The organism is Methylosinus sp. shoA (assembly GCF_059718125.1).
This window is the reverse complement of sequence record NZ_AP046091.1, coordinates 4,647,981-4,672,920: the sequence shown is the minus strand read 5'-3', so window position 1 is coordinate 4,672,920 and position 24,940 is coordinate 4,647,981. Positions and strand designations below refer to the sequence as shown.

Below are 24,940 nucleotides of genomic sequence, written 5' to 3'. Positions count from 1 at the left end.
AACGAGGGGACGAGCCCGAAAACCTGTCGGCCCGTCATCCTGGCGCGGCGAGGCCGGCCGGCGCATGGCGCGCATCACGCGCCTCTCTCACACGAGACTGCGCCAGAATTAGGCCGAGTCGGGCGAGCTTTGCAAGTTGGCGCAATCTGAAGGGCCCGGAGCGGCCGAGCGACGACCGGCCTTCGGCGGGGGTTCCCGGAACCGTCCATGAACCGCCGGAAGCCGGCAATTCGAGGCGGAATTCAGTTCTTGCCCTTCTTCTCCAATTCGGCCTTGAGCGCGAGCAGCTTGGCGAAGGGCGAATCCGGGTCGGGCAGGCGCTCCTTCTCCCGCCGCTCCGGCGCGGAGTAGCCGCCATGTCTGCGGCGATCGTCGTCGCGCGGCGGGCGGTGATCGGGGCGGGGCTTGCCGCCCCCGCGCAGACCGGACTCCTTGCGGGCGGCGTCGCCGCGCGGCCTGTGCTCGCCGGCCGCCTCGCGCCGCTCGGCCTCGCGTCCCTCGCCCGCATGACCGCGCCGCGGTCCGCCGGGCCGTTCGCGGGCGGGGCGTCCCTCCTTCGCCGCGGCGTCGCCGCGCGCCGCAGGCCCGCCTTGCGGGCGCCGTCGCGGGCCGGCATGGGCGTGGCGCTGCAAGGTCCATATTTCGACGAGGACGGGGGCTTCGGGCTCCGCCGGGGCGGCGGCTTCGGCCGGCGCTTCGGCGGTCGGCTCCGCGGCTTCCGCCTCGACAGGCGGAGCCTCCGGCTCCTGGAGGGCGGCCTCGGACGGCGCGGCTTCCTCGATCGCGGCCGCTCCCGGCGCCGCCTCGGCAGGCTCGGGCGCGGTCTCCGCTTCGACCGCCTCGGCCTCCGCGCTCGCGTCCGCCGGCGCTTCGCCGGCGTCCGAAGCGGCGACATTGGGCGTCAGCGGGTCGGTGGAGGCCGCCGGCAGCAGCGGGACGGTGATCGCCGGGCCGGGGCGCTGCGCGGATTGATAGCCGAGCGAACGCAGGATCGAGCCGAAAGCCTCGCCCGCGCAGCCGGTGAGCGAGGTCATCGCCACTGTGACGACGAACCCCTCGCCGTCGGCGGCGCCGGCCGGCGGCTCGCCGGGCGTCACGCCGGGCCGATAGGAGCTCGCCGGGCGAATGAGATCGGCGAGCCGCTCCAGAATGTCGACGCGCACGACGCGCTCGCCGCACACGCGAAAGCCGGCGGCGCGATAGAATCCCTTGGAAATGTCGGGGTCGGCGGCGAAGGAGGTGCGCCCCGATGCGGCGAGATGCGGAACCTCGTCGAGACCTTTGAGATTCTCCAGCCCGCCGTGCTTCAAGCCCCACAGCAAAGCGGCGAGCGCGCGCGGCGCCGGTTTCAGCAACGCGGGCAGATAGAGGTGATAGGCGCCGAAGCGCACGCCCTTCTTGCGCAGAGCGCCGCGGTCCTCCTGCGAGAAGCCTTTGATTTCGCGCGCGACGCGGCTGCGCTCGAGAACGCCGAGCTCCTCGGCGAGCTGATAGGCGACGCCGCGCGGCGCTCCCTCGAGTCCCTCGCCGGATTCGAGCTCCTCGAGCGAGCCGAGCAGCTTCTTCACATGGCTCGCGAGCCACAGATCGAGGCGATGCTGCGCCTTCTCCAGCGCGGCGCCGGTCAATTGCTCGTCCGCGAGCAGCCGCACGGCCGGCTTCAGCACGCTCGCGCCCGGGACGATCTTGCCGACCGGCTCGCCGAGCCAGCGAATGGTTCCGTCATTGCCGAGCAGGAATGCGTCGTCCACCGCATCGAAGACCCGCGTCGCACGCGCCTCGATTTCGCCGGCCAGAGCCTTCTGCGCGGCGGAGTTCAGAGCCTTTGCGGCTTCGCCCGTCGCCTGCGGATCGGCGGTGAAACGAAATCCCTGGAGCTGACCGACATGCTGACCTTCGACCAAGACGTCGCCGGCTGTCGTGATTTCGGCTTCGAGCATTGCATTCTCTCTCAGGCGACGCATCAGCACGCTGGTGCGGCGGTCCACGAAACGCTGGGTGAGGCGCTCGTGGAGGGCGTCGGACAGACTGTCCTCTACCTGACGCGCGACGCTCTGCCAATGCTCCGCATTCTCGAGCCAGCCGGAACGATTGGCGATGAAGGTCCATGTCCTCACCTGCGCGAGCCGGGCGGAGAGCGTGTGAATGTCCCCGTCGATGCGGTCGACCCCGGCGATTTGCTTTGCGAACCAATCGCCTGGAATGCGGCCGCGGCGCACCACGAAGCCGTATATGGCGAGGGCGAGCTCGGCATGAGCGGCGGGCGAGGTCTTGCGATAATCGGGAATCTGGCACACGTCCCAGAGTCTCATAATATCTGCATTGGTCTTCGCATTGCGGCGCACGGTCTCGTCGCGCGCCGCGACCTCCAGCACCATTTGATCCTCGCCCGTGCGGGCGCGGACGAGGCAGTCTTCCGGCGGAGCGCGCTCCAGGGAATCGACGAGCGACTCGATCGAGTCGAAGTCGGGATCGGCGTTGCGCCATTGCAGCAGCGTGACCGGATCGAAGCGATGGATCTCCAGATCCTCGATCAGATCCTCGTCGAAAGGCGGACATCGGCCGGTCGTGCCGAACGCGCCGTCGTTCATATGGCGCCCGGCGCGGCCGGCGATCTGGCCGAATTCGGCGGGCGTGAGGCGGCGATGGCGCAGGCCGTCGAATTTTCGGTCGGCGGCGAAAGCGATGTGGTCGACGTCGAGATTGAGACCCATGCCGATGGCGTCGGTGGCGACGATGTAATCGACGTCGCCGTTCTGATAGAGATCGACCTGCGCATTGCGCGTGCGCGGGGAGAGCGCGCCGAGCACCACCGCAGCGCCGCCGCGCTGGCGTTTGATCCATTCGGCGATCGCATAGACGTCCTCGGCCGAGAAGGCGACGATGGCGCTGCGCGGCGGCAGCCGCGCGAGCTTGCGCTCGCCGGCGAAAGTGAGTCGCGACAGGCGCGGCCGCGCGAAGATCGGCGCGCCGGGCAGCAGCCGCTCGACGAGCGGACGCATTGTCTCGGCGCCGATCAGCAGCGTCTCCCGCCGGCCGCGCCAATGCAGCAGCCGATCGGTGAAGACATGGCCGCGGTCGAGATCGGCGGCGAGCTGGATTTCGTCGACGGCGACGAAATCGACGTCGAGATCGCGCGGCATCGCCTCGACCGTGGAGATCCAATAGGCGGGCGCGCGCGGCTTGATCTTCTCCTCGCCGGTGACGAGCGCCACATTGTCCGCGCCGACGCGCTCGGCGACGCGCTGATAGACTTCGCGCGCGAGCAGCCGCAGCGGCAGGCCGATCATGCCGCTCGAATAAGAGAGCATGCGCTCGATGGCGTGATGCGTCTTGCCGGTGTTGGTCGGGCCCAGCAGGGCGGCGACGCCTTGCATGCGCGCGCGAAGGCCGGGAGCGGCGCTTCGATGGGCGGCGAGCGTTGGGCTCATGGCCGTCAATCTATTTCAGCTGGCGGCGCGATGCGAGCTTTTCCGGATGCGCGCGACGGAAACGAGCCGTGAGGAGAAAAATCCGGCTGTCCCGAATCGGCGCCGCACGGCGGGCGCCGATTCATCCTTCGAACGGGGCGAGAACGAATCGCGGCCGAATCGCTGACTCGGCGCGAATCATCCTTCGTTCTGACAAGATATAGGATCGACGGGCGTTTCTCTGCCTGTATCTTGCGATTCCGGGCGTCGCGTCGCGCTTCGAGCGCGCCATGCGCGCGGACTCGCCGCAGGCGATTTGTCAATCGCCGGAATCCGATTTCGGCGGCCCCTGCGCGGCTCCGCGTTAACGGAGCGGCGAAAGCGCGAACGCAGCACGGACGAATCGCTATTCTCGCGATGTTGGCGTTCGGTTCGCACGCGATCTGGCGCCGCGCACGCTTCGAACCGCGATATCTAGCGCGGCGCGGGACACGCCGGCGGCGGAGCCGCGACGGGTCCTTAACGAAGCCGTCCGGCTTCGGCACAGCGGCGCCGGCGCGCCGAAGGCGGCGCTCGCGACGCATTCGCCCCTCTACGCAGCAAACAGGTTAACGCCGGCGTGCGCCCGCTGCGCCCGACAGGTCGGCGCGATAAGCACGGGCTTAACCCGTCCGCGGCATAGTGCGTTTCGATTTCGTCATTCGGAGACGCCCGGGACGCGCATGACCATCGCAGCGACGGAATTTTGCGCGGCTCTCGCAGCCTTCGTCCTCTTGCTCGCGATCGTCGCGGCGGCCGGCGCCGCCGTCGCCGATCGCCTGCGCTTTCCCGGCTTCGCGGAGGGCGCGCGTCTCGAGCGCGTCGGCCTCGGGCTGATCTGCGGCTTCGGCTGTCTTCCGGTCGCGCTCGATCTCGCCGGCCGCCTCGGGCCCTTCGCGATGACGCTCGCGGCTCTCGCGCTCGCCGCGCTCGGCGCGCCGGCGCTCCTCCGCGCGAAGGCGTCGCCGCTTCATCGCGGATGGATCGCGGCGGCGCTGATCTGGATCGCCGCTTCGATCGCCATCGTCATCGACATGCCGGGGATCGGCGATCTGCAGCATTCGCTGCTCGCGGTCGATTATGTGAAGCACGCCGCGACGACCTGGTCGCTCGCCGAGAACGGCTCGCCCCCCTGGAATCCGACCTATTACGACCCCGGTCGGGCGATGTCCTATTATTATCTGTTCTACACTCTGCCGGCGGTCGCCGCCGCGCTCGGCGCGCCGCTCGGGATCGGCGCGCGTCACGCCGCCTACGCCTGCGCGCCGCTGATGGGAATCGCGCTGTTCGCGCTCGCCCGCGCCGCCCTTCTGCGCAGCGGCGCCGACGGGGCCGCGGGCGAGGAGAAAAGGCCCGCGAATTGGCCGCTGCTCGCGCTGCTGCTCGCCACAGGCCTCGATTTCATTCCTTTGACGATCCTCTATTTCGGCGCCGGGCGCGACGCGAATTTCGTCTTCCTGCATTTCGTCGATTGGGGCGAGCAGGTCACCTCCTGGTTCAACAGCGTGATGTGGGTCCCGCATCACGTGTCGGCGCTCTGCGCGGCCATCGTCGGCTTCATCGCGCTGACGGCGCCGGGCGAGAATCGGCCCGGCGAGGATCGCCGGCGCGCGCTTCTCGCGGCGCTCGCCTTCGCCTCCATGGTCGGCCAATCGGCCTATGTGGCGATGCCCGCCGCGCTCGGCGCCGGTTTCTGGCTCGCTTCGCTCCTGTGGCGGCGCCGCTTCGACATCGCCGCGCGCCTCTGCCTCGCCGGCGCCGGCGCGCTGGCGCTCGCCGCGCCTTGGCTCGCGACGCTGCTGCCGCGCTTCGGCGCCGGCGGGCCGAGCCCGATCGGCCTGCGCATTCGCGGCCCGCAATGGATCGACATCGTCGCGGGATCGGAGCCGGCCGGCGCGTTCTGGCGCGCCCTCGCCATGCCGATGTTCTATCTCGTCGATTTCGGCGTGTTCGCGCTCGGCGCCTATCTGTTCTGGCGCAAGGCGGGACGGCGCGGTCTCGCCGATGAATTGAGCGCGGCGATGCTCTGCCTCACCGGCGCGGCCTTTCTCATCGGCTCGCTGTTGTGCTCGCAGATCGTCATGAACGATCTCGGCTGGCGCGTGATGCTGTTCGCGCAATTCGCGGCGCTGATCTGGACCGCGGCCGCGATGCGCCAGGGTCTGCTGTCGCAGGGCGGCCTGCGCCACGCCGCGCGCGTCGGCCTCGCGCTCGGCTACGCCGCGCTCGTCGTCGCCACGCTGCAATTGCGCTTCTTCTTCCCGCACGAGCATATGCGCGCGACGCTCCCCGATCAGATGGCCGCCTGGAATTGGCTCGACGCTCATCTGCCGCGCGGCGCCGTGGCGCAGCCGCATCCGAGCCGCGACCGCGAATATGGCTATGGCCTCTATGGACGCTTTCCCGTCGCCATCGCGGATCGGCACAATGCGCGTCTGTTCGGTGCGCAGCCGGCGGAGATCGAGGAGCGCATGGACTATCTGTCGCCGATCTTCTCCGAGCCGACGATCACGCCGGACGATGTGCGTCGCCGCGCCGCGCGCTTCGACATTGCGGCGCTGGTCGTCTCCTCGCGAGACCGGGTGTTCGCCGCGCCGGGCGCCTGGACGGAGATGACGCCCGCAGACTACGCCAATCCCAATTTCCGCATCTATCTGCTGAGCCCGCCCCGCCGTGACGAAACCTATTGAAGCACACTCGACGCTCGCGCGCATCGCCGCGCTGGTTTTCTCCTATGCGCTCGCCACCGCGCTCGGCGCGATCTTGTTCGTCGCGCTGATGCGCTGCGCGCCGGCGCTGCTCGGCCCCGGCGTGATGTTCTATCGCGGGATCGGCGCGCTCGTTTTCGTCTTCGTCGCTCTGATCGCGATCTTCCTCGCGCTGTCGTCGCGCTTCGTCGGGCGCTTCGCGCTGAATGGCGCCGATCCGATCGGCGCGGCCATCGCCGCCACATCCCTGCTGACCGCGGCCTTCGTGCTCGGGCCGGTGACGGTCGACCGCTCGATCTCGGTGTTCATGCTGTCGCAGTTCGACGCCGCCGACCATCCGCTGACCGAGGCCGAGGCGCGCGACGCCTTCTTGCGCGTCTATGTGCGGGATTGGGCGCAGATCGAACGGCGCCTGAAGGAGCAGGAGCTGTCCGGAAATCTCGAGCACGACGCATTCGGCTGGCGCCTGACGGCGCAGGGCCGCGCCTTCATGGGCGCGGCGCGGCTGACGTCGAGCCTGTTCGACGGCGATCCGCGCTTCGTCGGCGGAAGAGAGTAGTTTCGAGACGCGCGCGCGAGACTCGCGCCGTCGGCCGTATTCGAGGAAGACATCGATGTCGACCACTTCGATTTTTGCCGCCGCAAAGACGCCTTCCGATGCGAATGCGCGCCGGCTCTGCGCCATTGTCAAGCCGAGCAACGGCGATATCGTCCGGCTCGTCGTCATCTTGTTCGTCGCGCCGAATGCGATTCTCTCGGTCTCTTTCGAATGGCCCGTCGCGGCGCTGGTCTGGCTCGGCTGCGTCGGCGCCTGCGTGACGGCATGGCGCGCGCGGGCTGCGAACGCGTTCTCGGCGGCGCCGGCGGATATGCGCCGGCTCATGCTCTGTCTCGGATTTGGCTTCGTTCTGTGCCTGATCGGCGGCGAGGGCCATTTCTTCTATACGGAGCGCGATTGGCTCGTGCGCGATGCGGTGCTCGCCGATCTCGCACGATATGGCGCGAACGCTCTCTATCGCGAGGGCGGGACGGATTACATGTTGCGCGCGCCGCTCGGCGCCTATCTCGTTCCGAGCCTCTTCGGCCGCCTCGCGGGACTTGCCGCGGCGCATCTCGTCCTTCTGCTCCAGAACGCGGTCATCGTCGGCGTCTGCTGCTATTTCGTGACGACGATCGCCAACCTCGGCAGGGGCGCGCGCGAAGCGGCGATGCTGCTCGTCTTCATGGGCTTCGGCGGGCTCGACATATTGCCGATCGTCGTCGCCGAGGCCAATGAGTTGATCCACGGCAGGCCGTTCATGCCGTTTCATCACACGGAATGGTGGGGCCTCTATTTCTCTTCGATTCGAATGCAATACACGAGCCATGTCGCGCTACTGGCCTGGGCGACGAATCACATGGCGCCGGGCTGGTGGTTCGCGATACTCTCGCTTCTCTATGTGCGGGGCGCGACGACCTTTCCGGTTCTGCTCGTTTCTTTCGCGGCGATGCTCTTGTGGTCGCCGCTCTCCATGATGGGCGCGGCGCCGCTCCTGGCCTGCTTCGCGCTGGAGCTCTTCCCGCGCCGCCTGTCGTGGCGCGAGCATATCGCCGCGATCGCGAGCTGTCTCGCTCTCCTGCCCGTCGCCTATTATCTCACGCTCGACAACGCTTCCGTCGCCAAGGAATGGCTCGTCTGGCGAGACGGTTTTCTCTCGCGCTATCTGCTCCATCTGGCCTTCGAGATTCCGCAGGCGGCGATCGTCCTCTACGCCTGGAGAAAGGTCGAGCCCTGCGACCGCCGGCTCATCGCGCTCGCGCTCGTCCTGCTCGCGCTCTTCCCGATCTACAGCATCGGGCTCTACAATGATTTCACCATGCGCGCGTCGATCGCGCCGCTTTTCCTTCTGTCCTACGTCTTCGCCCGCATCGCCGTGCTGACGCCGCGCGACAATGGCCTTTTCGCCTCGGCGATCTCGACCGTCGTTCTCGTGTCCGCCGCGACGCCCCTCGTCGAATTGAAGGTGGCTCTGACGGTCGGACGCTTCGCCGCCAGCGACTGCAATTTCCTGACATCTTGGCGAAAAAACGAACCGACTGCTTCGGCCGGCAATTATCTGGCGCGCGGCGACGCGGTTCCCGCCTGGCTCATGCGCCCGAATGGCGAGCCGATCGCGCGCGAAGACCGGATATGCTGGCCCGATCATCCGCTTCTCCCGGCGGAGCTGAAATGATCTGTGCGCGAATCGGCCGCTCTCTTTGACTTCGCCGGCGCGCCTTGGCAAAAAGCTTCCGTCCGTCAACGGAGAGAGGCGTCGCAGATGGCATCCATCGTCGAGCGGTTGAGCGAAGAGCTCGCGGCGAAGCAATGGCAAGTGGAGGCCGCGATCGGCCTCCTGGATCAGGGTTCGACGGTTCCCTTCATCGCCCGCTATCGCAAGGAGGCGACCGGCCAGCTCGACGACGCGCAGCTTCGCCATCTCGAAGAGCGGCTGCGATATCTTCGCGAATTGGAGGAGCGGCGCAAAGCCATTCTGGAATCGATCGATGCGCAGGGCAAGCTCGACGAGGCGCTGCGCGCGTCGATCCTGGAGGCCGACAACAAGGCGCGCCTCGAGGACATCTATCTTCCCTACAAGCCCAAGCGCCGCACCAAGGCGCAGATCGCGATCGAGGCCGGCCTCGCGCCGCTCGCCGAGGCGCTGCTCGGCCATCCCGAACGCGAGCCCAGGGCGCAGGCCGAGCCGTTCGTGAACGCGGAGAAGAACGTCGCCGACGCCGACGCCGCGTTGGAGGGCGCGCGCGCCATTCTCGTCGAGCGCTTCGCCGAAAACGCCGATCTCATCGGCGCGCTTCGCGAATCCTTCTGGTCGCAGGGCGTGCTCAAATCCAAGGTGCGCGACGGCAAGCAGACGGCCGGCGCGAAATTCTCCGATTATTTCGATTTTTCCGAGCCGCTGACGAAGCTGCCGTCGCATCGCATCCTGGCGATGTTCCGCGGCGAGAAGGAGGAGATTCTCGATCTCGAGATGATCGCCGCGCCGAACGAGGACGGCGGCGGCTATGAGGGCCGCATCGCGCAGCGCTTCGCCATCGCCGATCGCGGCCGCCCCGGCGATCGCTGGCTCGTCGACACGGTGCGCTGGGCCTGGCGCACCAAGATCGAATTGCATCTCTCCGTCGATCTGCGTCAGCGCTTGTGGCGTCTCGCCGAGGACGAGGCGATCCGCGTCTTCGCCGCCAATTTGCGCGATCTGCTGCTCGCCGCGCCCGCCGGCGCGCGCGCGACCCTCGGTCTCGATCCGGGTTTCCGCACCGGCGTGAAAGTAGCGGTCGTCGACCGCACGGGAAAGATCGTCGCGACGACGGCTATCTATCCGCACGAGCCGCAGCGCCGCTGGGACGAGTCGTTGTCGACCCTCGCCAAGCTCGCGCGCGATCACGCGGTCGAGCTGATCGCCATCGGCAATGGCACGGCCTCGCGCGAGACCGACAAGCTCGCCGGCGATCTCATTTCGAAATTCCCCGAGCTGAAGCTCACCAAGATCATCGTGTCGGAAGCGGGCGCCTCCGTCTATTCGGCGTCGGAATACGCCTCGCGCGAATTGCCCGGTCTCGACGTGACGCTGCGCGGCGCGGCCTCGATCGCGCGGCGTCTGCAGGACCCGCTCGCCGAGCTCGTGAAGATCGATCCGAAATCGATCGGCGTCGGCCAATATCAGCACGATGTCTCCGAGCTGAAGCTCTCACGCTCGCTCGACGCCGTGGTCGAGGACTGCGTGAACGCCGTCGGCGTCGACGTCAACACCGCTTCGGCGCCTTTGCTCGCGCGCGTGTCGGGCCTCGGCGAGACGCTCGCCGCCAATATCGTCGCGCATCGCGACGCGCATGGGCCGTTCCGCACGCGCGCGGCGCTGAAAGAGGTGCACCGGCTCGGGCCCAAGGCCTTCGAGCAGAGCGCCGGCTTTCTGCGCATCATCGACGGCGACGATCCGCTCGACCGTTCCGGCGTGCATCCGGAATCCTATCCGGTGGTGCGGCGCATTCTCGAGGCGGCCAGGAGCGACATCAGGCAGCTCATCGGCAATGCGGCCGAGCTGCGCAAGCTGAAGCCGCAGGCTTTCGTCGACGCGAGCTTCGGCCTGCCGACCGTCGCCGATATTTTCGCGGAGCTGGAAAAACCCGGCCGCGATCCGCGCCCGGCGTTCAAGACGGCGACCTTCCAGGACGGCGTCGAGACCATTTCGGATTTGAAGCCCGGCATGGTGCTCGAGGGCGTCGTCACCAATGTCGCGGCCTTCGGCGCCTTCGTCGACATCGGCGTGCATCAGGACGGGCTCGTGCACATCTCGGCCATGTCCAGGACCTTCGTGAAGGACCCCCGCGCGGTGGCCAAGCCGGGCGACATCGTGAAGGTGAAGGTGCTGGAGGTCGACGTTCCGCGCAAGCGTATTTCGCTCACGATGCGCCTCGACGATGCGCCGGGTCAGCGGCAGGCCGAAAGCCGCGAGCGCAACAGCGGCGCGCCGATGCGACGCGCGCCGCAGGAGCAGCCGAAGGGCGCCGGCGCGCTCGGCGAAGCGCTGCTCGCCGCCATGCGCACGCCGCAGAAACGGTGAGGCGATCGGAGCGAGCGCTCTTCACGCCGCGAGGGCCAGATCGTCGATCGCCGCGCGAAGGAATCGCGCCGCTTCGCCGCCGGTGACGACGCGATGGTCGAAGGTGAGGCTCAGCGGCAGCAGCCGCCGCGCGACGATTCGCTCGCCTTGCGGCGCGGCGGCGCGGCGAATTCTCCCGGCGCCGAGGATCGCCACTGTCGGCGGCAGCACCACGGGGGCGGCGTAGAGTCCCGCGATCATGCCGAAATTGGAGAGGGTGATCGTCGCCCCGCGCAATTCCTCCGGCGGAATGGTTCGCGCCTCTATGTCCGCGCGCATGCGGTTCAGCCCTTCGCGCAGGTCGGCGGGATCGCGCTCGGCGACATTGCGCAGCACCGGCACGAACAATCCGCCTTCGCCCGAATCGACGGCGATGCCGAGATCGATGCGCTTCAGAACGCGCCGCGCCAGCGCATGGGATTCGAACCAGGCGTTGAGCGCCGGTTCGGCGCGGCAGCCGCACACGAGCGCGCGAATGAGGCGCAAGGTCGTGTCCGTTCCCTCCGGCCAGGCCTCGATGTCGGCGTCGTCGACGACGGTCGCCGCGGCGACTTCCGCCTGCGCGAGCGCCATGTTCTGCGCCATGGCGCGGCGGAATCCGCGCAGCGGCTCGGCCGGCTCGGTCTCCGAGAGAATGCGCGCGACGCGCTGCACGTCGCCAGCGGTGATGACGCCGTCGGGGCCGGAGGGCGTGACGATGGTGAGATCGACGTCCAATCGTCGCGCCAGCGCGCGCACGGCGGGCGTCGCGCGCACGCCGGCATGCGCCTGGCCGATCGCCGCGGCGCCTTCCTGCAGCACGCGACCGCTCGTCTCCATCGCGCCGACCACCGTGCCATTGTCGGCGCTCTCGTCGCGCGCGCCCTCGAAAGCGATGAGCGGGCCGCCGATGCGCACGATCTCGCCCGCCTCGGCGAAGAGCTTTTCGATCCGCCCCGTCTGCGGCGAGGGGATTTCGACGACCGCCTTCGCCGTTTCGACGGAGACGAGCGGCTGATCGACCGCGACCTCCTCGCCCGGCGCGACATGCCATTCGACGAGCTCGGCCTCCTGCAGTCCTTCGCCGAGGTCGGGAAGACGGAAGATGTTCATGACGACGCCTCCATCGTCTCGCGGACCGCGGCGGCGATGCGGTCGACGCTCGGCAGATATTGGTTCTCGAGCCGCGCGAGCGGAATGACGACGTCGTAACCCGCGACGCGCTTCACCGGCGCGAGCAGAAAATAGAGTCCGCGCTCGGCGAGCAGCGCGGCGATCTCCGCGCCGAAGCCGCCCGTGCGCGGAGCCTCCTGCACGATGACGCAGCGGCCGGTCTTCTCGACCGAGCGCAGAATGGTCTCGGCGTCGAGCGGCTTCAATGTCGCGACGTCGATCACTTCGCAATCGATCCCGTCCTCGGCGAGCCGATCGGCGGCGGCGAGCGCCTCGTGCAGCATGCCGCCCCAGGCGACGAGCGTGACGTCGCGCCCCTCGCGCGAGACGAAGCATGTGTCGAGCGGCAGCGCCTCGCCGTCGTCGGCGACATCCTGCTTGAACAGGCGATAGAGCCGCGTCGGCTCGAGAAACACGACCGGGTCCGGATCGCGGATCGCCGCGAGCAGAAGTCCGTATGCGCGCGAGGGCGAGGAGGGGATCACGACGCGCAGCCCCGGCACATGGGCGAGCATCGCCTCGGGACTCTCCGAATGATGCTCGGGCGCATGTATGCCGGCGCCGTTCGGCGCGCGCAGCACCATGGGGCAGGAGAGGCGTCCGCGCGTGCGATGGCGCAGGCGCGAGGCGTGATTGATCAGCTGATCCATCGCCGGATAGATGAAGCCGCTGAATTGAATTTCGACGACCGGCTTCAATCCCATCGCCGCCATGCCGATCGCCGCGCCGGCGATCGCGGCCTCGGCGAGCGGCGTGTCGATCACGCGCTCGCAGCCGAAGCGCTGCTGCAATCCGAGCGTCGCGCGGAACACGCCGCCGTTGACGCCGATGTCCTCGCCGAGCAGCAGCACGGCGCCGTCGTGCTCGAGCTCATGCGCGAGCGCGCGATTGACCGCCTCGACGAGAGTGAGCTCAGCCATGGCGTGATTCTCCTGCCGTCATTGCGAGGAGCGGAGCGACGAAGCAACCCAGGAGTCGCCCCGCGGCTCTGGATTGCTTCGCTTCGCTCGCAATGACGGGTGCGTCTTCAGACATGGCGCGCTCCGTTCGCCGGAGCGAAGCGGCGCGCCTCCTCATATTGATCGCGCATGGCGGGAGGAAGCTGTGCAAACAGATGATCGAACATGGCGGAGAAGCTCTGCGGCGGCGTCGCCAGATAGGTCGCGACCGCGCGCTCCACCTCCTCGGCGTTCTCGCGCGCGAGCTTCGCTTCGGCGTCTTCGTCCCAGAGGCCGCGCTTCGTGAGATAGGCGCGCAGGCGCCCGATCGGCTCGCGCGCCGCTTCGCGCCGCACCACGTCCGGATCGCGATAGCGTGTGGCGTCATCCGCCGTCGTATGGTCGCCGAGGCGATAGCTCAGCGCTTCGATCAGCGTTGGGCCGCCGCCGCTTCGCGCCGTCTCGATCGCGAGCGCCGCCACATGATGCATGGCGATCGCGTCATTGCCGTCGACGCGCAGACCGCCGACGCCCGCCGCGACCGCCTTGTGCGCGAGCGTCTGCGCCGCCGTCTCGAGGCTGCAGGGCGTCGATATCGCCCATTGATTGTTGTTGACGACGACGACGAGCGGCGCGCGCCAGACGCCGGCCATGTTCAAGGCCGAATAGAAATCGCCGGTCGAGGTGCCGCCGTCGCCGATGATCGTGACCGCGACGCGCGGCTCGGCGCGCAGCTTGAACGCGTAGGCCGCGCCGGCGGCATGAGCGACCTGCGTGCCGACCGGAACGCAGATCGGGAAATCATGGCGCGGCAAGGCGTAATCGCTGCCACGCTCGTCACCGCCCCAATAAACGAGATTCTCGGCCATGCTCATGCCGCGCAGGAGCTGCGCGGCATGGTCGCGATAGGACGGCGCGAGCGCATCCTCGGCGCGCATCGCCGCGCCGACGCCGACGCCGATCGCCTCCTGGCCGAGCGCCGAGGCGAAGGTGCCGAGCTTGCCCGTGCGCTGCAATGCGACGGCCTTGCCGTCATAGGCGCGCGTGCGCGCCATTGCGCGGTAGAGCTTCAGCGCGAGCTCGGCGTCGATCTCGCGCGCGGGAGCCGTGGGGCAGAACTCGCCGTCGGGCGACAGGAAGCGGATGGGATCCGGCGGGATCGAGACGTCTGCAGCCATGACATTCTCAGCCTCGAGCTTCGATGCGAGACTTAAGGCGCCGGTTTCCGCATTTCATCGGCGCTCGAAAAATTTTGTGAGGTCACGCGATCAGACGCCCGCGCTCTCGCCGCGCGAGCGTGAGCGCGGGCGGAGGCGCGAAGGCTCCCATATTGCCCCAGTTCACGATGTTCGACCTCAGCTCCGGCGCCTCGAGCACGTCGAGAAATTCACGGTGCTCCGGATGCTCCGGCGCGCCGATGAAGGCCGCGACGAAGTCGTCGCGGCTGAACACGTCGCGCTGACGGATCATGTTGAAGGAGACGACATCCGCCGCATGATTCTCTCCGAGCGTTACGAATTCCGGCATTTCGCGGAAATTCGCCGTCTGCACCACCATGGAGAAATGCAGATGCGAGATCGCGCCGCGCTCGCGCAGAGCCTTTACGAAGGCGAGGTTTTTCATGAGCCGGTCGAAATTTCCCGGTCGACGCACGATGGCGTAGGTGTCGGCGCGCGCGGCGTCGATGGAGATTTGGACCCCGCCGACATGGCCTTCGAGCGCGAGCTCGCGCCAAGCGCGCTCGTCGAGCAACTGGCCGTTGGTGTGCAGATGGATGCGCAGGTCCGGATAGTCGTCCGTCGTGATGCGCTTGATCACATTGCGGAAATGATTGCTGCCGAAGGCGTCGCCGGAGCCGGTGATCACGACTTCCTCGGCGTTGCGCAGCAAGGGCAAAATGGAGCGCTCCATCAAGGCGTCGAGCTCGGCCTGCCGCGCCTTGTTCGCGAGATAGAGGCCCGAGCGGCAGGACGGGCAGGCGAGATTGCAGGATTTGTCATGGCTCAGCACCACCTGCCTCGGCAGTGGCGCGGGCGCATTCGAGACGTGTCGCGCGATCGCCTCCTGCGCTCGCGCCGACGCGCGGCGCGTCAGCGTGCGGCCCGCGATGACCGGGCAGGTGCGATGATCGCAATGGCGGAACGAGCCGTCGACGATCGACTCGCGAATCTCGCGCGCCGCAGCGCTGTTCCACAGCTCCCGAGGACTCGATGCGAGGGGGCCGATGGGCTTTGGCAGCCAGACGGGGCAGCACACGAAGGCGAGCCCGGTATGCGTCGTCTCCAGCGTTTCGAACGGGCGCAGGCAGAAATGATCACGCAGATAGGCGCTCGTCTCCTCCTCGCGCGGCGCGCGACGCGCGCGTCGCTGCCGCCAGGGCAGCATGAAGACATTGTCGATCCAAGCGCCGACCGCGGCGATCCGATCGCGTCCGATGGCGTCGTGCAGGGCGGAGTGATTGAAGAGCCCGAGCAGGCTCGCAGGCGTGAGCGTCAGCACGAGTTCGACGATGGAGGAGAGCAATCGCGACAAAGCAGCGCCTTCGGCTTCGATGCGGCTGTGACGCCGGAGCAATCCGATTCGCCGCTCGAGCAATGAAACGCGGGCAGTGTAGGGGGCGGCGAAACGACGGGCAAGGCGTGGCGGGACTATGTGGAACCACGCGCGCTTCGAGCGCCGGCCGATTTTCTTTTTTGCGCTTTCGGCGCGCGCCGGCTTGAACCCGCGCCGCCTCGCGCCAGATCGACGCAATATGCCAACGCCGTTCAAATCCGACGCCTTCTCCTTCGTCGACGAATTCGGTCCCGAGAAGGTCGTCTATCTGAGCACGCCCGCCGCCGGTCTCGAAGCGATCGTCGTCATCGACAATGTCGCCGCCGGTCCCGCCATCGGCGGCGTGCGCATGGCGCCCGATGTCGGCGTCGAGGAGTGCGCTCGCCTCGCGCGGGCGATGACGCTGAAGAACGCGGCTTGCGGGCTGCGCCACGGCGGCGCCAAATCGGTGATCTTCGGCGATCCCGCCATGCCGATCCGCGAGAAGGAGCGGGTGATCCGCGCCTTCGCCAAGGGGATCGAGCCGCTCGTCGATTATATTCCCGGTCCCGATATGGGATTGGACGAGACGTGCATGGCCTGGGTGCGCGACGAGATCGGCCGCGCCGTCGGCCTGCCGGCGGAGCTCGGCGGCGTGCCGCTGGACGAGATCGGCGCGACCGGCTTCGGCGTCGCCATCGCGGCGGAAGTGGCGGCGCCGCGCGCCGGGCTCACGCTCGCGGACGCGCGCGTCATCGTCGAAGGCTTCGGCGCCGTCGGCCGTCACGCGGCGCGCTTTCTCGCGCGCAAGGGCGCGATCCTCGTCGGCGCGTCGGACCGGCGCGGGGCGATCTACAACGAGCGCGGGCTCGACATAGAGGCGTTGACGCGCCTGCGCGCGCAGGGCATGAGCGTCGCCTCTCATCCGGGCGGCGAAGCGCTCGGCCCCGACGCGCTGCTTCGCGCGTCCTGCGACATTTTCATACCGGCGGCGCGGCCGGACGTGTTGCGCGCCGACAATGTCGATTCTCTCGATTGCAGGCTCGTCGTCGAGGGCGCCAATATTCCTGCGACCGCGGAGGCGGAGCGCCGTTTGTTCCAGCGAGGAATTGTCGTCGCGCCGGATTTCATCGCCAATGCCGGGGGCGTCATCTGCGCGGCGGTGGAATATGCGGGCGGCGACGCGACGGCGGCCTTCGCGGCGATCGAGGAGAAGATCGGCCGCAACATGCGCCTCGTCATCGAGCGCGCGGATGCGGCGGGCGTGTCGCTGCGCGACGCCGCGACGTCGTTGGTCGAGCAGCGGCTGCGCAAGATGATCGCCACGCGCCGCTGGCACGCGTGATCGCGGAGAGCGAGCCCGCAGGCTCGCGATCCGCAACGATCGCCGTTCAGCCGCTCGGCGACGACGCGTCCGATGCGAAAGCCGTCTCGACGCGATTGCGGCCGTTGACCTTGGCGAGATAGAGCGCGCGATCCGCACGGCGAAGGAGCGTCTCGGGGGTGTCGCCGTCGACGTATTGCGTCACGCCGAAGCTGCATGTGACCTTGCCTATGTCTTCGAATTCGAGCCGCTCGACCGCGGCGCGCAGCTTCTCCGCGGCGAGGCGCGCCATCGCGCCGTCGGAGCCGGGCGTCAGCAGAATGAACTCCTCGCCGCCCCAGCGCGCCAGCAGATCGGAACGCCGCACCACCGCTCGCGTGGCGTCGGCCAGCCGCACCAATGTGCGGTCGCCCGCTTGATGGCCGTGCGCGTCGTTGATCGCCTTGAAGAAGTCGACGTCGAACAGCACGAGCGAGAGTGGATCGCCGTAGCGGCTCGCGCGCTCCATCTCGTGGGCGAGGGCTTGATCGACCCGCAGCCGGTTGAACAATCCGGTGAGCGGATCGGTCACCGCCTGCTGGCCGAGATCGCGGGCGAGCTCCTGCAGATGCAGGCGCTTGTCCATCTGAATGCCGTCGTGGAGCCGGCGTTCCTTGCCGACGAGATAGATCAAGGTCATCGTCGTCGCGAGCAGCGTGACGATGATGCCGAGCACGCGCGAGGCGAATAGTTCGCGCGTCGGCTCCGCGAGCACCAGAGACCAGCCGCCGCCGCGAACGAAGCTGCGGCGCAGATATTCACGCTCTCCGTCGACGACGGCCCAGGCGTCGCCGACGAACTCGCGCTTCAGCATCGGCGTTCCGCGCAGCGCGCCGAACCGCTGCTCCGCTTCCTCCGCTTGCGGGGCCGCGAGGCGCCACATCGGCCGGAACATCTGCTCGGGGCGATTGGTCATGGTCACCACGCCGAGAGGGTCGAGGAGGAAATAAGCGCGATCGAAGCCGATCAGATCGATCTCTATCTCGGCGAGCGTTCGCACCAGCTGCGCGACGCCGATCACGTCGCCGGCTTCATCGCGGATCGGCTCGCCCGCCGAATATTCGACGGCGCGGCGCGCCCGGTCGAAGACGAAGCAGCGGGCGGAGACGCCGCTCATCGCTTCGACGAAGGATCTTCGTTCGACGTAATCTCGGTCGGCCGCCGCTGCCGCGCGCCGCCCGGCGGCGGCGGCGACCGCGCCGGCGCGATCCATGATGATGCCGAGCTCGGCTCGGGACGCATCGACATGCTGCTCGAGCGCGGATATCGCATTCTCGTCGGAGGACGCATCGCCTCGCTGCAGAGCGAGCCGCACCGATGGCGCTCCCGCCAGCGTCCTCGTCATGGCGTCGAGCGCGTCGGTCTCGCTGCCGAGCCGGCTCGCCAGAAGAGCGAGATCGCCGCGCGCTTGATGGACGATGCTCTCATTGTAGACCTTGCCGAGGAAATTGGTGAGCATCCAGCCGCACAGCAGGATCACGCCCATCGCCGTGACGGTCCAGACGAATTGCTTGCGCAAGTAATCGGTGTAGCGTCGCGAGGCGAGCTCGAGCGCGAGCTGGTTCTGGCGGATCGACCACACCGAGAAGGCGATCCAGTAACCGAGGAGGCCGCGCCAGAGCTGGATCGGCGTTCCGGAGGAGGCGACGAAGAAATCTGCGTTCAGCTCGTTCGCCGGCCAGAACGGCGCCGGCGTGACGACGAGTCCCGCGGCGATCGAATAAAGCGCGAAGCCGGCGGAAGCGAAAATCAGGAAGCGTCGGCCGTCCCCGCTCAGAGTCTCCGCCCGACGGGCCAGCGCGCAGGCGGCCAGGCTCGCGCTCGTGAAGCCGATCAGATAGCGCGCGACGGCGTTCGCGGTCGGCAGGCCAGACGAAAGGGCGACGAGCGCGACCGGGAACGCCAGCGGCGCATAAGTCGCGGCGTCGAGCCGGCGTCCGAGGCGCGCCCATTCGAGGCGCGCGAACTCCATCAAAAAGAAGAAGGAGCCGGCGAGAAGGACGAGGCGCAGCCACGAGAAAAAGGGATCGTCGCCGACCACCAGCGCAAACAGGTCCATCCATTCGAGACTGCCGTGCGAATAGCCGAACAGGCCGAGCGCGACCCATCCCTCCTCGCGCGCGGCGGCGCCCGATCCGCCGAAGCACACCGCGCCGAGCAGCATGAAAGCGAGGCCGTAGAAGAAAAAGATGAAGTCGAGCTGCGTGCCGAGAAAGGTCGCCATGATCTCTCGCATGCGCCTTCGCCCGCGCTTGTCGCAGCGCCGGGCGCGAACGCCGCCGTGCGCGCCCGATCCGAATTCCCACTCACATTGGCGGACGCGTTGCGAACGTCAAGCCGCGAACGAGGCGATGGTTGAAATCGCGACGCCCGCGTGAGACCTTCGCGTTGCGAGGCGGACGCCTCGGACGGGGCCGGACATGCCGCCGCAGCGCAAGATCATCCATGTCGACATGGACGCCTTTTATGCGTCGGTGGAGCAGCGCGACGATCCGGCGCTGCGCGGCCGCCCGGTCGCCGTCGGCTCGCCGCGCGAGCGCGGCGTCGTCGCGGCGGCGAGCTATGAGGCCCGCACATTCGGCGTGCGCTCGGCCATGCCCTCGGTGACGGCGCTGCGGCGCTGTCCTTCGCTGATCTTCGTTCCGCCGCGCCTCGACGTCTATCGCGAGGTCTCGCGCGGCGTTCGCGCGATCTTTCTCGATTATACGCCGCTGGTCGAGCCGCTCTCGCTCGACGAGGCCTACCTCGACGTGACCGAGAATCTGAAAGAGATCGCCTCGGCGACGCGCATCGCCGAGGAGATCCGCGCACGGATCGGAGAAAGCACCGGCCTCACCGCCTCGGCCGGCGTCTCCTACAACAAATTCCTGGCCAAGCTCGCCTCGGATCATCGCAAGCCCGACGGGCTGTTCGTCGTCACGCCGCCGATGGGCGCCGCCTTCGTCGCCGACCTTCCGGTCGGCTGCTTTCACGGCGTCGGACCGGCGACGACGAAGAAGATGAATGCGCTCGGCATAGAGACGGGCCGCGACCTTCGGGCGAAGAGCCTCGAATTTCTGCAGCGGAATTTCGGCAAATCCGGCGCGTTCTACTATTGGATCGCGCGCGGCGTCGACGAGCGGCCCGTGCGCGCCGATCGCATCCGCAAATCGATCGGCGCGGAAGTCACTTTCGCGCGCGATCTCCACGCCTATGAGGAGGCGCGCGCCGCGCTCGCGCCGATCGTCGCGCGCGTCTGGAGCCATTGCGAGCCGGCGGGAACGAGCGGGCGCACGGTGACGCTGAAGGTCAAATACGCCGACTTCCGGCAGATCACCCGCCGCAGCACATGCGTTGCGCCGCTCGCGAGCGCGGCCGAGCTCGATCGATCGGCGGACGCTCTGCTGCGCTCGCTGTTTCCTTCGCCCGCAGGCGTGCGTCTGCTCGGAGTCTCGCTTTCGTCGCTCGGCCCGGCGGAGTGGTCGTCCGATCCGCAACTCGCGCTCGCCGTCTGAAGGCTCGTGTCAGGGCGGGGTCCAGGGAAAGGTCCAGGTCTCGGTCAGCGTCTGCGCTCCCGCCTTCAAGAAGGCGCGCAGATCGGCGGTCCGACCCGATTTCGCGACCACGTCGAACATCGCGCGCAACCCGTCGATATGTGGATTGCCGGCGACGCTCGAGCGGATCACCACGCCGTTCGAGGCGGTCACGATCAGCTCGACTCGCGAGCAGTCATTGACGAAATAAGCGAGTTCGCCGCCGGCGAAATCGACGATGAAGCGCTGCGCGCCGGGCGTCACCGGCTCGGAGGAGCCGAGCGCCCGCGCCGTCGTGGCGAATGTGTTGACGGCGCGTCCATTGGGCGACAGGCGGGGCAGGTCGAGCAGCGACGTGATCCGATAGGCGTAGGAGAAGGGCTTGCCGACCTCCGGGGCGGTGCTTCCGACCCAAGAGACGACGATATTGTCGTTCGTCTCGTCGGGCGTCGGCAGCTCGAGCAGTTCGACTGCGCCCTCGCCCCAGGCCGATTGCGGCTCGACGAAATAGCTCGGCCGCGTCTCGTAGGCGAGCTCTATATCCTGATAGGAATCGAAGTCACGGTCGCGCTGCATCAGCCCGAAGCCGCGAATATTCGGGTCGGCGAAAGAGGACATGCGCGGCTGCGGCGGATTGCCGAGCGGCCGCCACAGCCATTCCTTCGACTCGCCGTAGACGAGCAATCCATCCGAATCGTGCAGCTCGCCGCGATAGCCGTCGCGCATGCGCCGGTCGTTCTCGCCGGTCAGATACATGGAGGTGAGCGGCGCGAGGCCGAGTTTGACGTTGGCGCGACGTGGAAACAGCGTCGCCTGCACGTCGATCGCGCTGTCCTGGCCGGTCGCGAGATCGAAGCGGAAGGCGCCCGTCGCCGCATCGCTGTCGAGCAGCGCATAAATGGTGGCGCGATTGCTTCCCGCCTGCGGGGTCTCGATCCAGAACTCGCGGAAGAACGGAAAGATTTCGGAATTGTCGCCGCAGCCGACGCAGAGCGCGCGCGCCGAGAGCCCATATTTCTGGTCGCGGCCGAGAAAGCGGAAATAGCTCGCGCCGAGGAAGGAGACGGCTTCGTCGTAGATGTGCGGATCGTTGAGAGGATAATGCAGGCGAAAGCCGGCGAAGCCGACATTGATCGGCAGAGGCTTGTCGAATTTGTTGCGGCCATAGTCGAACAGCGCGGGCGAATAGGGGATCGGCGTCGGTATGCCGTCGCGGATCGTATTCACCGTCACGGGACGCTTGTAGAGAAAGCCGAGGTGAAAGGTCTGCAGCCGGAACGCGTTGGGAATATTCGAGAAGAGAGCGCGTTCGGGCTTGAAGCGGATGTCGCGCCAGGAATCGAAATCGAGCCGGTCGAGTTGCTCCGGCAGCTGCTGCGGCGTCGCCTCGAAAGGAACGCCGGCGAGATCGCGGGCGCGGCGCGCCACATCCTCGAAGCCGAAGTGGGGGACTTGGCCGTTCTGGACCGTCTGCGCCACGGCCCGGCCGAGCGGCGTCGCCTCTACGCTCGCCGCAGCCATCGCGCCGAGCAGCCGGCGGCGTGTGATGTCGTTCATTTCAGCCTGTTTCCGAAAAAGACCGACGCCCGCGCTACGAGCGGAGGCGCGCGCCGAAGTCGCAGACGAATCGGGCGTTCTTGGGGACGACCGGATCGCGAGTGGCCTGGCGCGCGCTTTGCCGGTCACGCGGCCGCGGTTCCGCTTCTGCCTAGCGGGCTTCCTCGCCCCTCGCAAGCCGCGTGAGCGCGTTTGCGTCAGCTCGAGCGTGAGTGCGCGCCGCGCGCGGCGCGCTCCGGCGAGGAAATGCGCGGCCGGCGCAAAAAACCTCTTGTCAAGGCGACCAAAGCGCGTATTTACAGGGTTGCCCAATTTCGCACGTGCCTGTGGTCGTGTGTCGGTCGGCGGGGATCCGGACAAGAGGCCGGTCAACCGCCGAAATAAAACCGGCAGCCGGAGGCGAAACCGGCGAACCCCGCCTGAGCGGGGGATCGCGACTTAAAGCAACGACGGACCGGGCTTTTTCGTCTCTGTCGGCCCTCCAAAGGCCGGCGTACCGAAGAGGCTTGTCTTTCTTGCCGGGCGTGCGGAAAGGGATCAATCCCCTTCCAAGCGATGGCTATACGGGTCGGATCTCATGTCCGCGAGGACATGCGCGTCCGCGCCTCGCATAGCCTACGGCGCATCACCCGATCGTCTTTTGCGGCGCCCTCGCGGGCGGCGCGGCGGCGATCATGGATCGCAGTCGTATCGATACGCAGCGCGTCTCCACAGCGCCTGCGTAAACGGCGTCGTGCATCCGTTCGAAGCCCTTGGCCACTCCGCGGCATGCGCCGCGACTTCGTTGGGGATGCCGCAACAATGACCGACCGTATCCGCGAATTTCTCGAGGCGCGCCGCCGCGCCGGACGCGACACCGGCCCTTGCCTCGTCGTCGATCTCGACGTCGTGCGCGACAACTATACGAGCTTCGCGCGGGCGCTGCCCGACACGCGCGTGTTCTACGCGGTGAAGGCCAATCCGGCGCCGGAGGTGCTCGCGCTGCTCGCGCGTCTCGGCTCCTGCTTCGACACGGCCTCCGTCGTCGAGATCGAGCAGACGCTCGCCGCCGGCGCGACCGCCGACCGCATCAGCTTCGGCAACACGATCAAGAAGGAGCGCGACATCGCGCGCGCCTACCAGCTCGGCGTGCGCCTCTTCGCGGTCGATTGCGAGGCGGAGGTCGAGAAGATCGCGCGCGCCGCGCCGGGCTCCAAGGTGTTCTGCCGCATCCTCTGCGACGGGACCGGCGCCGAATGGCCGCTGTCGCGCAAGTTCGGCTGCGCGCCGCAGATGGCGCCGCGCGTCCTCGAGCATGCGCATCGCCTGGGCCTCATCGCCTATGGCGTCTCCTTCCATGTCGGCTCGCAGCAGCGCGATCCCGGCATGTGGGACGGCGCGCTGAAGGCGGCGTCCGAGATCTTCCGCGATCTCGCCGAGCGCGGCGTTCAGCTGCAGATGGTCAATCTCGGCGGCGGCTTCCCGACGAAATATCTGAAGAATGTCCCGGCGGTGAAGGCCTATGGCCAGGCGATCTTCCGGGCGCTCTCCAAGCATTTCGGCAACCGCATTCCCGAGACGATCATCGAGCCGGGCCGCGGCATGGTCGGCAACGCCGGCGTGATCGAGGCGGAGGTCGTGCTCGTGTCGAAGAAGTCGGACGACGATCCGGTGCGCTGGGTCTATCTCGACATCGGCAAGTTCAACGGCCTCGCCGAGACGACCGACGAAATGATCCGCTATCCGATCCGCACCGAGGCGGACGGAGCGGCGACCGCGCCTTGCGTCCTCGCCGGCCCGAGCTGCGATTCGGTCGACGTGCTGTACGAGAAGGAGCCTTATCTCCTGCCGATCAGCCTGGAGATCGGCTCGAAGGTGCTGATCGAGGGAACCGGGGCCTATACGACGACCTATTCGTCGGTCGGCTTCAACGGCTTCCCGCCGCTCGAATCCTTCGTGATCTGATCCTGGACCGCGAGCCCTCGGGCTCGCCCCTGAAATGACCGCGAGCCGTGAGGCTCGCGGTCCCTGCCTCACCGCCCTTTGTCAGTCCCGTTCGGCGGGCGCGCATCCGCGCGCCAGGCGCGAGGGTCGTCCGTCCTCGAATGGAGGAAGAGATGGCCTTTGAACTCTCCGTTCCCGACGCTTTCGTCGCGGCGCCTTTCAGCGCCGTCGCGGCCCTCGATCACGCCGCAGCTCCGTCCTTTGTCCTGCGCGAGGAGCGCGCCGCGGATGTCGACGCGCGCGAGGCGCTGCTCGACGAGGCCTTCGGCCCGGCGCGCTTTCTGAAGACCTGCGAGCGACTGCGCGCGGGGCGCGTTCCGGCGCGCGGGCTGGCGCTCGTCGCCGAGGACGAGGGGCGCATAGTGGCGACGCTGCGCATGTGGGCGGTCCACGCCGGCATGGGCCGCGCGGCGCTGCTGCTCGGCCCGCTGGCCGTCGCGCGCTCGCATCGCTCGCTCGGCCTCGGCGCGGCGATGATGGAGGAGGGGCTCGCGCAAGCCAAGACGCGCAATCACCGCGCCGTGATTCTGGTCGGCGACGCGCCCTATTATGAGCGCTTCGGCTTCGACGCGGCGCTGACCGAGGGGCTGGCGATGCCGGGTCCGGTGGAGCGCGAGCGTTTTCTCGGCCTCGAGCTGACCAAGGGCGCGCTTCGCGACGCGAAGGGCCGCGTCCTGGCCGCCGGAGAGCGGGCCGCCTCCGCGCCGCGCGCGCCCGCATTCGAGGCCTGCGCGGCCTGAGCGTCCGCTCAGCCGGTCTTCCTGGCGGCGATCGACCAGACCGCCGCCAGGAAGAGGCCTTTGCACAGCGGCAGCAGAGCCAGCGACGAGACGATCGTCACGCCGAGCAGCACCGCCATTTCCGCCGGATAGGACAAGAGCTCGCGGCTCTCGAGAAAGATGAGCAGCGGCACGACGATATGGGCGACGAGGCCGATCGTCAGCCAGGCGGGGCCGTCGTCGGCCTCGACGTCCTCGAAGCTCTCGCCGCAATGCGGACAGGTCTCGACGCGTTTCAAATAGCCGGCGAAGAGGCGGCCCTCCCCGCAGCGGGGACATTTGCGCATGAACCCGCGCAGCAGCGCGGTCGCCGGCGAGGGCGTCGTCATC

Annotated in this window: 16 protein-coding genes; 8 read left to right on the top strand and 8 right to left on the bottom strand. The window is 68.1% G+C overall.

From position 1 onward, the window contains the following. Window positions 1-242 precede the first annotated feature (242 nt). A complete protein-coding gene (locus AC6IW9_RS21865; protein WP_497767358.1) occupies window positions 243-3,431 on the bottom strand; it encodes a helicase-related protein in 3,189 nt (1,062 codons plus the stop codon). Window positions 3,432-4,132: 701 nt separating this feature from the next. On the opposite strand from AC6IW9_RS21865, the gene AC6IW9_RS21860 reads away from it, so the two are divergent. From AC6IW9_RS21860 to AC6IW9_RS21845, 4 genes are all read left to right on the top strand, one after another. Next, the gene (locus AC6IW9_RS21860) at window positions 4,133-6,139 is read left to right on the top strand and encodes a hypothetical protein (protein WP_497767354.1); all 2,007 of its coding nucleotides are present in this window, start codon (window positions 4,133-4,135) and stop codon (window positions 6,137-6,139) included. Then, the gene (locus tag AC6IW9_RS21855) at window positions 6,123-6,716 is read left to right on the top strand and encodes a hypothetical protein (protein ID WP_497767351.1); all 594 of its coding nucleotides are present in this window, start codon (window positions 6,123-6,125) and stop codon (window positions 6,714-6,716) included. The genes AC6IW9_RS21860 and AC6IW9_RS21855 overlap by 17 nt, the downstream gene beginning before the upstream one ends. A 55-nt stretch (window positions 6,717-6,771) precedes the next feature. Then, entirely contained in the window at window positions 6,772-8,370 is a 1,599-nt protein-coding gene (locus AC6IW9_RS21850) for a hypothetical protein (protein WP_497767348.1), read from the top strand. An 87-nt stretch (window positions 8,371-8,457) separates the two neighbouring features. Continuing rightward, window positions 8,458-10,755, top strand: coding sequence for a Tex family protein (locus tag AC6IW9_RS21845; RefSeq protein ID WP_497767346.1), 2,298 nt, complete (start codon window positions 8,458-8,460; stop codon window positions 10,753-10,755). Between the two features lie 21 nt (window positions 10,756-10,776). Here AC6IW9_RS21845 and AC6IW9_RS21840 read toward each other — a convergent pair whose 3' ends face one another. From AC6IW9_RS21840 to AC6IW9_RS21825, 4 genes are all read right to left on the bottom strand, one after another. Next, window positions 10,777-11,886: a dihydrolipoamide acetyltransferase family protein gene (locus AC6IW9_RS21840; protein ID WP_497767344.1), complete on the bottom strand. Its 1,110-nt coding sequence runs from the start codon at window positions 11,884-11,886 to the stop codon at window positions 10,777-10,779. Next, window positions 11,883-12,866: an alpha-ketoacid dehydrogenase subunit beta gene (locus AC6IW9_RS21835; RefSeq protein ID WP_497767342.1), complete on the bottom strand. Its 984-nt coding sequence runs from the start codon at window positions 12,864-12,866 to the stop codon at window positions 11,883-11,885. The genes AC6IW9_RS21840 and AC6IW9_RS21835 overlap by 4 nt, the downstream gene beginning before the upstream one ends. A 107-nt stretch (window positions 12,867-12,973) precedes the next feature. Beyond that, complete coding sequence (pdhA, locus tag AC6IW9_RS21830) at window positions 12,974-14,062, bottom strand: pyruvate dehydrogenase (acetyl-transferring) E1 component subunit alpha (protein ID WP_497767339.1); 1,089 nt, start codon at window positions 14,060-14,062, stop codon at window positions 12,974-12,976. An 82-nt stretch (window positions 14,063-14,144) separates the two neighbouring features. Beyond that, on the bottom strand, window positions 14,145-15,416 hold the full coding sequence (locus tag AC6IW9_RS21825) for a radical SAM/SPASM domain-containing protein (RefSeq protein ID WP_497767337.1): 1,272 nt from the start codon (window positions 15,414-15,416) through the stop codon (window positions 14,145-14,147). Between the two features lie 220 nt (window positions 15,417-15,636). On the opposite strand from AC6IW9_RS21825, the gene AC6IW9_RS21820 reads away from it, so the two are divergent. Beyond that, entirely contained in the window at window positions 15,637-16,761 is a 1,125-nt protein-coding gene (locus AC6IW9_RS21820; RefSeq protein WP_497767335.1) for a Glu/Leu/Phe/Val family dehydrogenase, read from the top strand. Between the two features lie 46 nt (window positions 16,762-16,807). On the opposite strand, the gene AC6IW9_RS21815 is transcribed toward AC6IW9_RS21820, so the two are convergent. Further along, the gene (locus AC6IW9_RS21815; protein WP_497767333.1) at window positions 16,808-19,003 is read right to left on the bottom strand and encodes a sensor domain-containing diguanylate cyclase; all 2,196 of its coding nucleotides are present in this window, start codon (window positions 19,001-19,003) and stop codon (window positions 16,808-16,810) included. A gap of 196 nt (window positions 19,004-19,199) precedes the next feature. Between AC6IW9_RS21815 and dinB the strand changes: the two genes are divergently transcribed. After that, a complete protein-coding gene (gene dinB / locus AC6IW9_RS21810) occupies window positions 19,200-20,273 on the top strand; it encodes a DNA polymerase IV (RefSeq protein WP_497767331.1) in 1,074 nt (357 codons plus the stop codon). A gap of 9 nt (window positions 20,274-20,282) precedes the next feature. Here the strand turns inward: dinB and AC6IW9_RS21805 are convergent, their stop codons facing one another. After that, on the bottom strand, window positions 20,283-21,848 hold the full coding sequence (locus tag AC6IW9_RS21805; RefSeq protein WP_497767328.1) for an OpgD/OpgG family glucan biosynthesis protein: 1,566 nt from the start codon (window positions 21,846-21,848) through the stop codon (window positions 20,283-20,285). Window positions 21,849-22,649: 801 nt separating this feature from the next. Here AC6IW9_RS21805 and AC6IW9_RS21800 point away from each other — a divergent pair. Both AC6IW9_RS21800 and AC6IW9_RS21795 read left to right on the top strand, forming a co-directional pair. Next, on the top strand, window positions 22,650-23,792 hold the full coding sequence (locus AC6IW9_RS21800; RefSeq protein WP_497767326.1) for a type III PLP-dependent enzyme: 1,143 nt from the start codon (window positions 22,650-22,652) through the stop codon (window positions 23,790-23,792). Window positions 23,793-23,944: 152 nt separating this feature from the next. Further along, a complete protein-coding gene (locus AC6IW9_RS21795; RefSeq protein WP_497767323.1) occupies window positions 23,945-24,571 on the top strand; it encodes a GNAT family N-acetyltransferase in 627 nt (208 codons plus the stop codon). A gap of 8 nt (window positions 24,572-24,579) precedes the next feature. On the opposite strand, the gene AC6IW9_RS21790 is transcribed toward AC6IW9_RS21795, so the two are convergent. After that, window positions 24,580-24,939 carry a DUF983 domain-containing protein gene (locus AC6IW9_RS21790; RefSeq protein WP_497767320.1) on the bottom strand — a complete coding sequence of 120 codons (360 nt, stop codon included), beginning with the start codon at window positions 24,937-24,939 and terminating at the stop codon, window positions 24,580-24,582. Window position 24,940 lies beyond the last annotated feature (1 nt).

What these genes read in the sequence shown, in the direction of transcription:
- pdhA (WP_497767339.1), bottom strand. Translation starts at nt 14,062, where the DNA reads ATGGCTGCAGACGTCTCGATCCCGCCGGATCCCATCCGCTTCCTGTCG.
- dinB (WP_497767331.1), top strand. Translation starts at nt 19,200, where the DNA reads ATGCCGCCGCAGCGCAAGATCATCCATGTCGACATGGACGCCTTTTAT.
- AC6IW9_RS21850 (WP_497767348.1), top strand. Translation starts at nt 6,772, where the DNA reads ATGTCGACCACTTCGATTTTTGCCGCCGCAAAGACGCCTTCCGATGCG.
- AC6IW9_RS21815 (WP_497767333.1), bottom strand. Translation starts at nt 19,003, where the DNA reads ATGGCGACCTTTCTCGGCACGCAGCTCGACTTCATCTTTTTCTTCTAC.
- AC6IW9_RS21845 (WP_497767346.1), top strand. Translation starts at nt 8,458, where the DNA reads ATGGCATCCATCGTCGAGCGGTTGAGCGAAGAGCTCGCGGCGAAGCAA.
- AC6IW9_RS21795 (WP_497767323.1), top strand. Translation starts at nt 23,945, where the DNA reads ATGGCCTTTGAACTCTCCGTTCCCGACGCTTTCGTCGCGGCGCCTTTC.
- AC6IW9_RS21820 (WP_497767335.1), top strand. Translation starts at nt 15,637, where the DNA reads ATGCCAACGCCGTTCAAATCCGACGCCTTCTCCTTCGTCGACGAATTC.
- AC6IW9_RS21860 (WP_497767354.1), top strand. Translation starts at nt 4,133, where the DNA reads ATGACCATCGCAGCGACGGAATTTTGCGCGGCTCTCGCAGCCTTCGTC.
- AC6IW9_RS21840 (WP_497767344.1), bottom strand. Translation starts at nt 11,886, where the DNA reads ATGAACATCTTCCGTCTTCCCGACCTCGGCGAAGGACTGCAGGAGGCC.
- AC6IW9_RS21835 (WP_497767342.1), bottom strand. Translation starts at nt 12,866, where the DNA reads ATGGCTGAGCTCACTCTCGTCGAGGCGGTCAATCGCGCGCTCGCGCAT.
- AC6IW9_RS21805 (WP_497767328.1), bottom strand. Translation starts at nt 21,848, where the DNA reads ATGAACGACATCACACGCCGCCGGCTGCTCGGCGCGATGGCTGCGGCG.
- AC6IW9_RS21800 (WP_497767326.1), top strand. Translation starts at nt 22,650, where the DNA reads ATGACCGACCGTATCCGCGAATTTCTCGAGGCGCGCCGCCGCGCCGGA.
- AC6IW9_RS21865 (WP_497767358.1), bottom strand. Translation starts at nt 3,431, where the DNA reads ATGAGCCCAACGCTCGCCGCCCATCGAAGCGCCGCTCCCGGCCTTCGC.
- AC6IW9_RS21790 (WP_497767320.1), bottom strand. Translation starts at nt 24,939, where the DNA reads ATGACGACGCCCTCGCCGGCGACCGCGCTGCTGCGCGGGTTCATGCGC.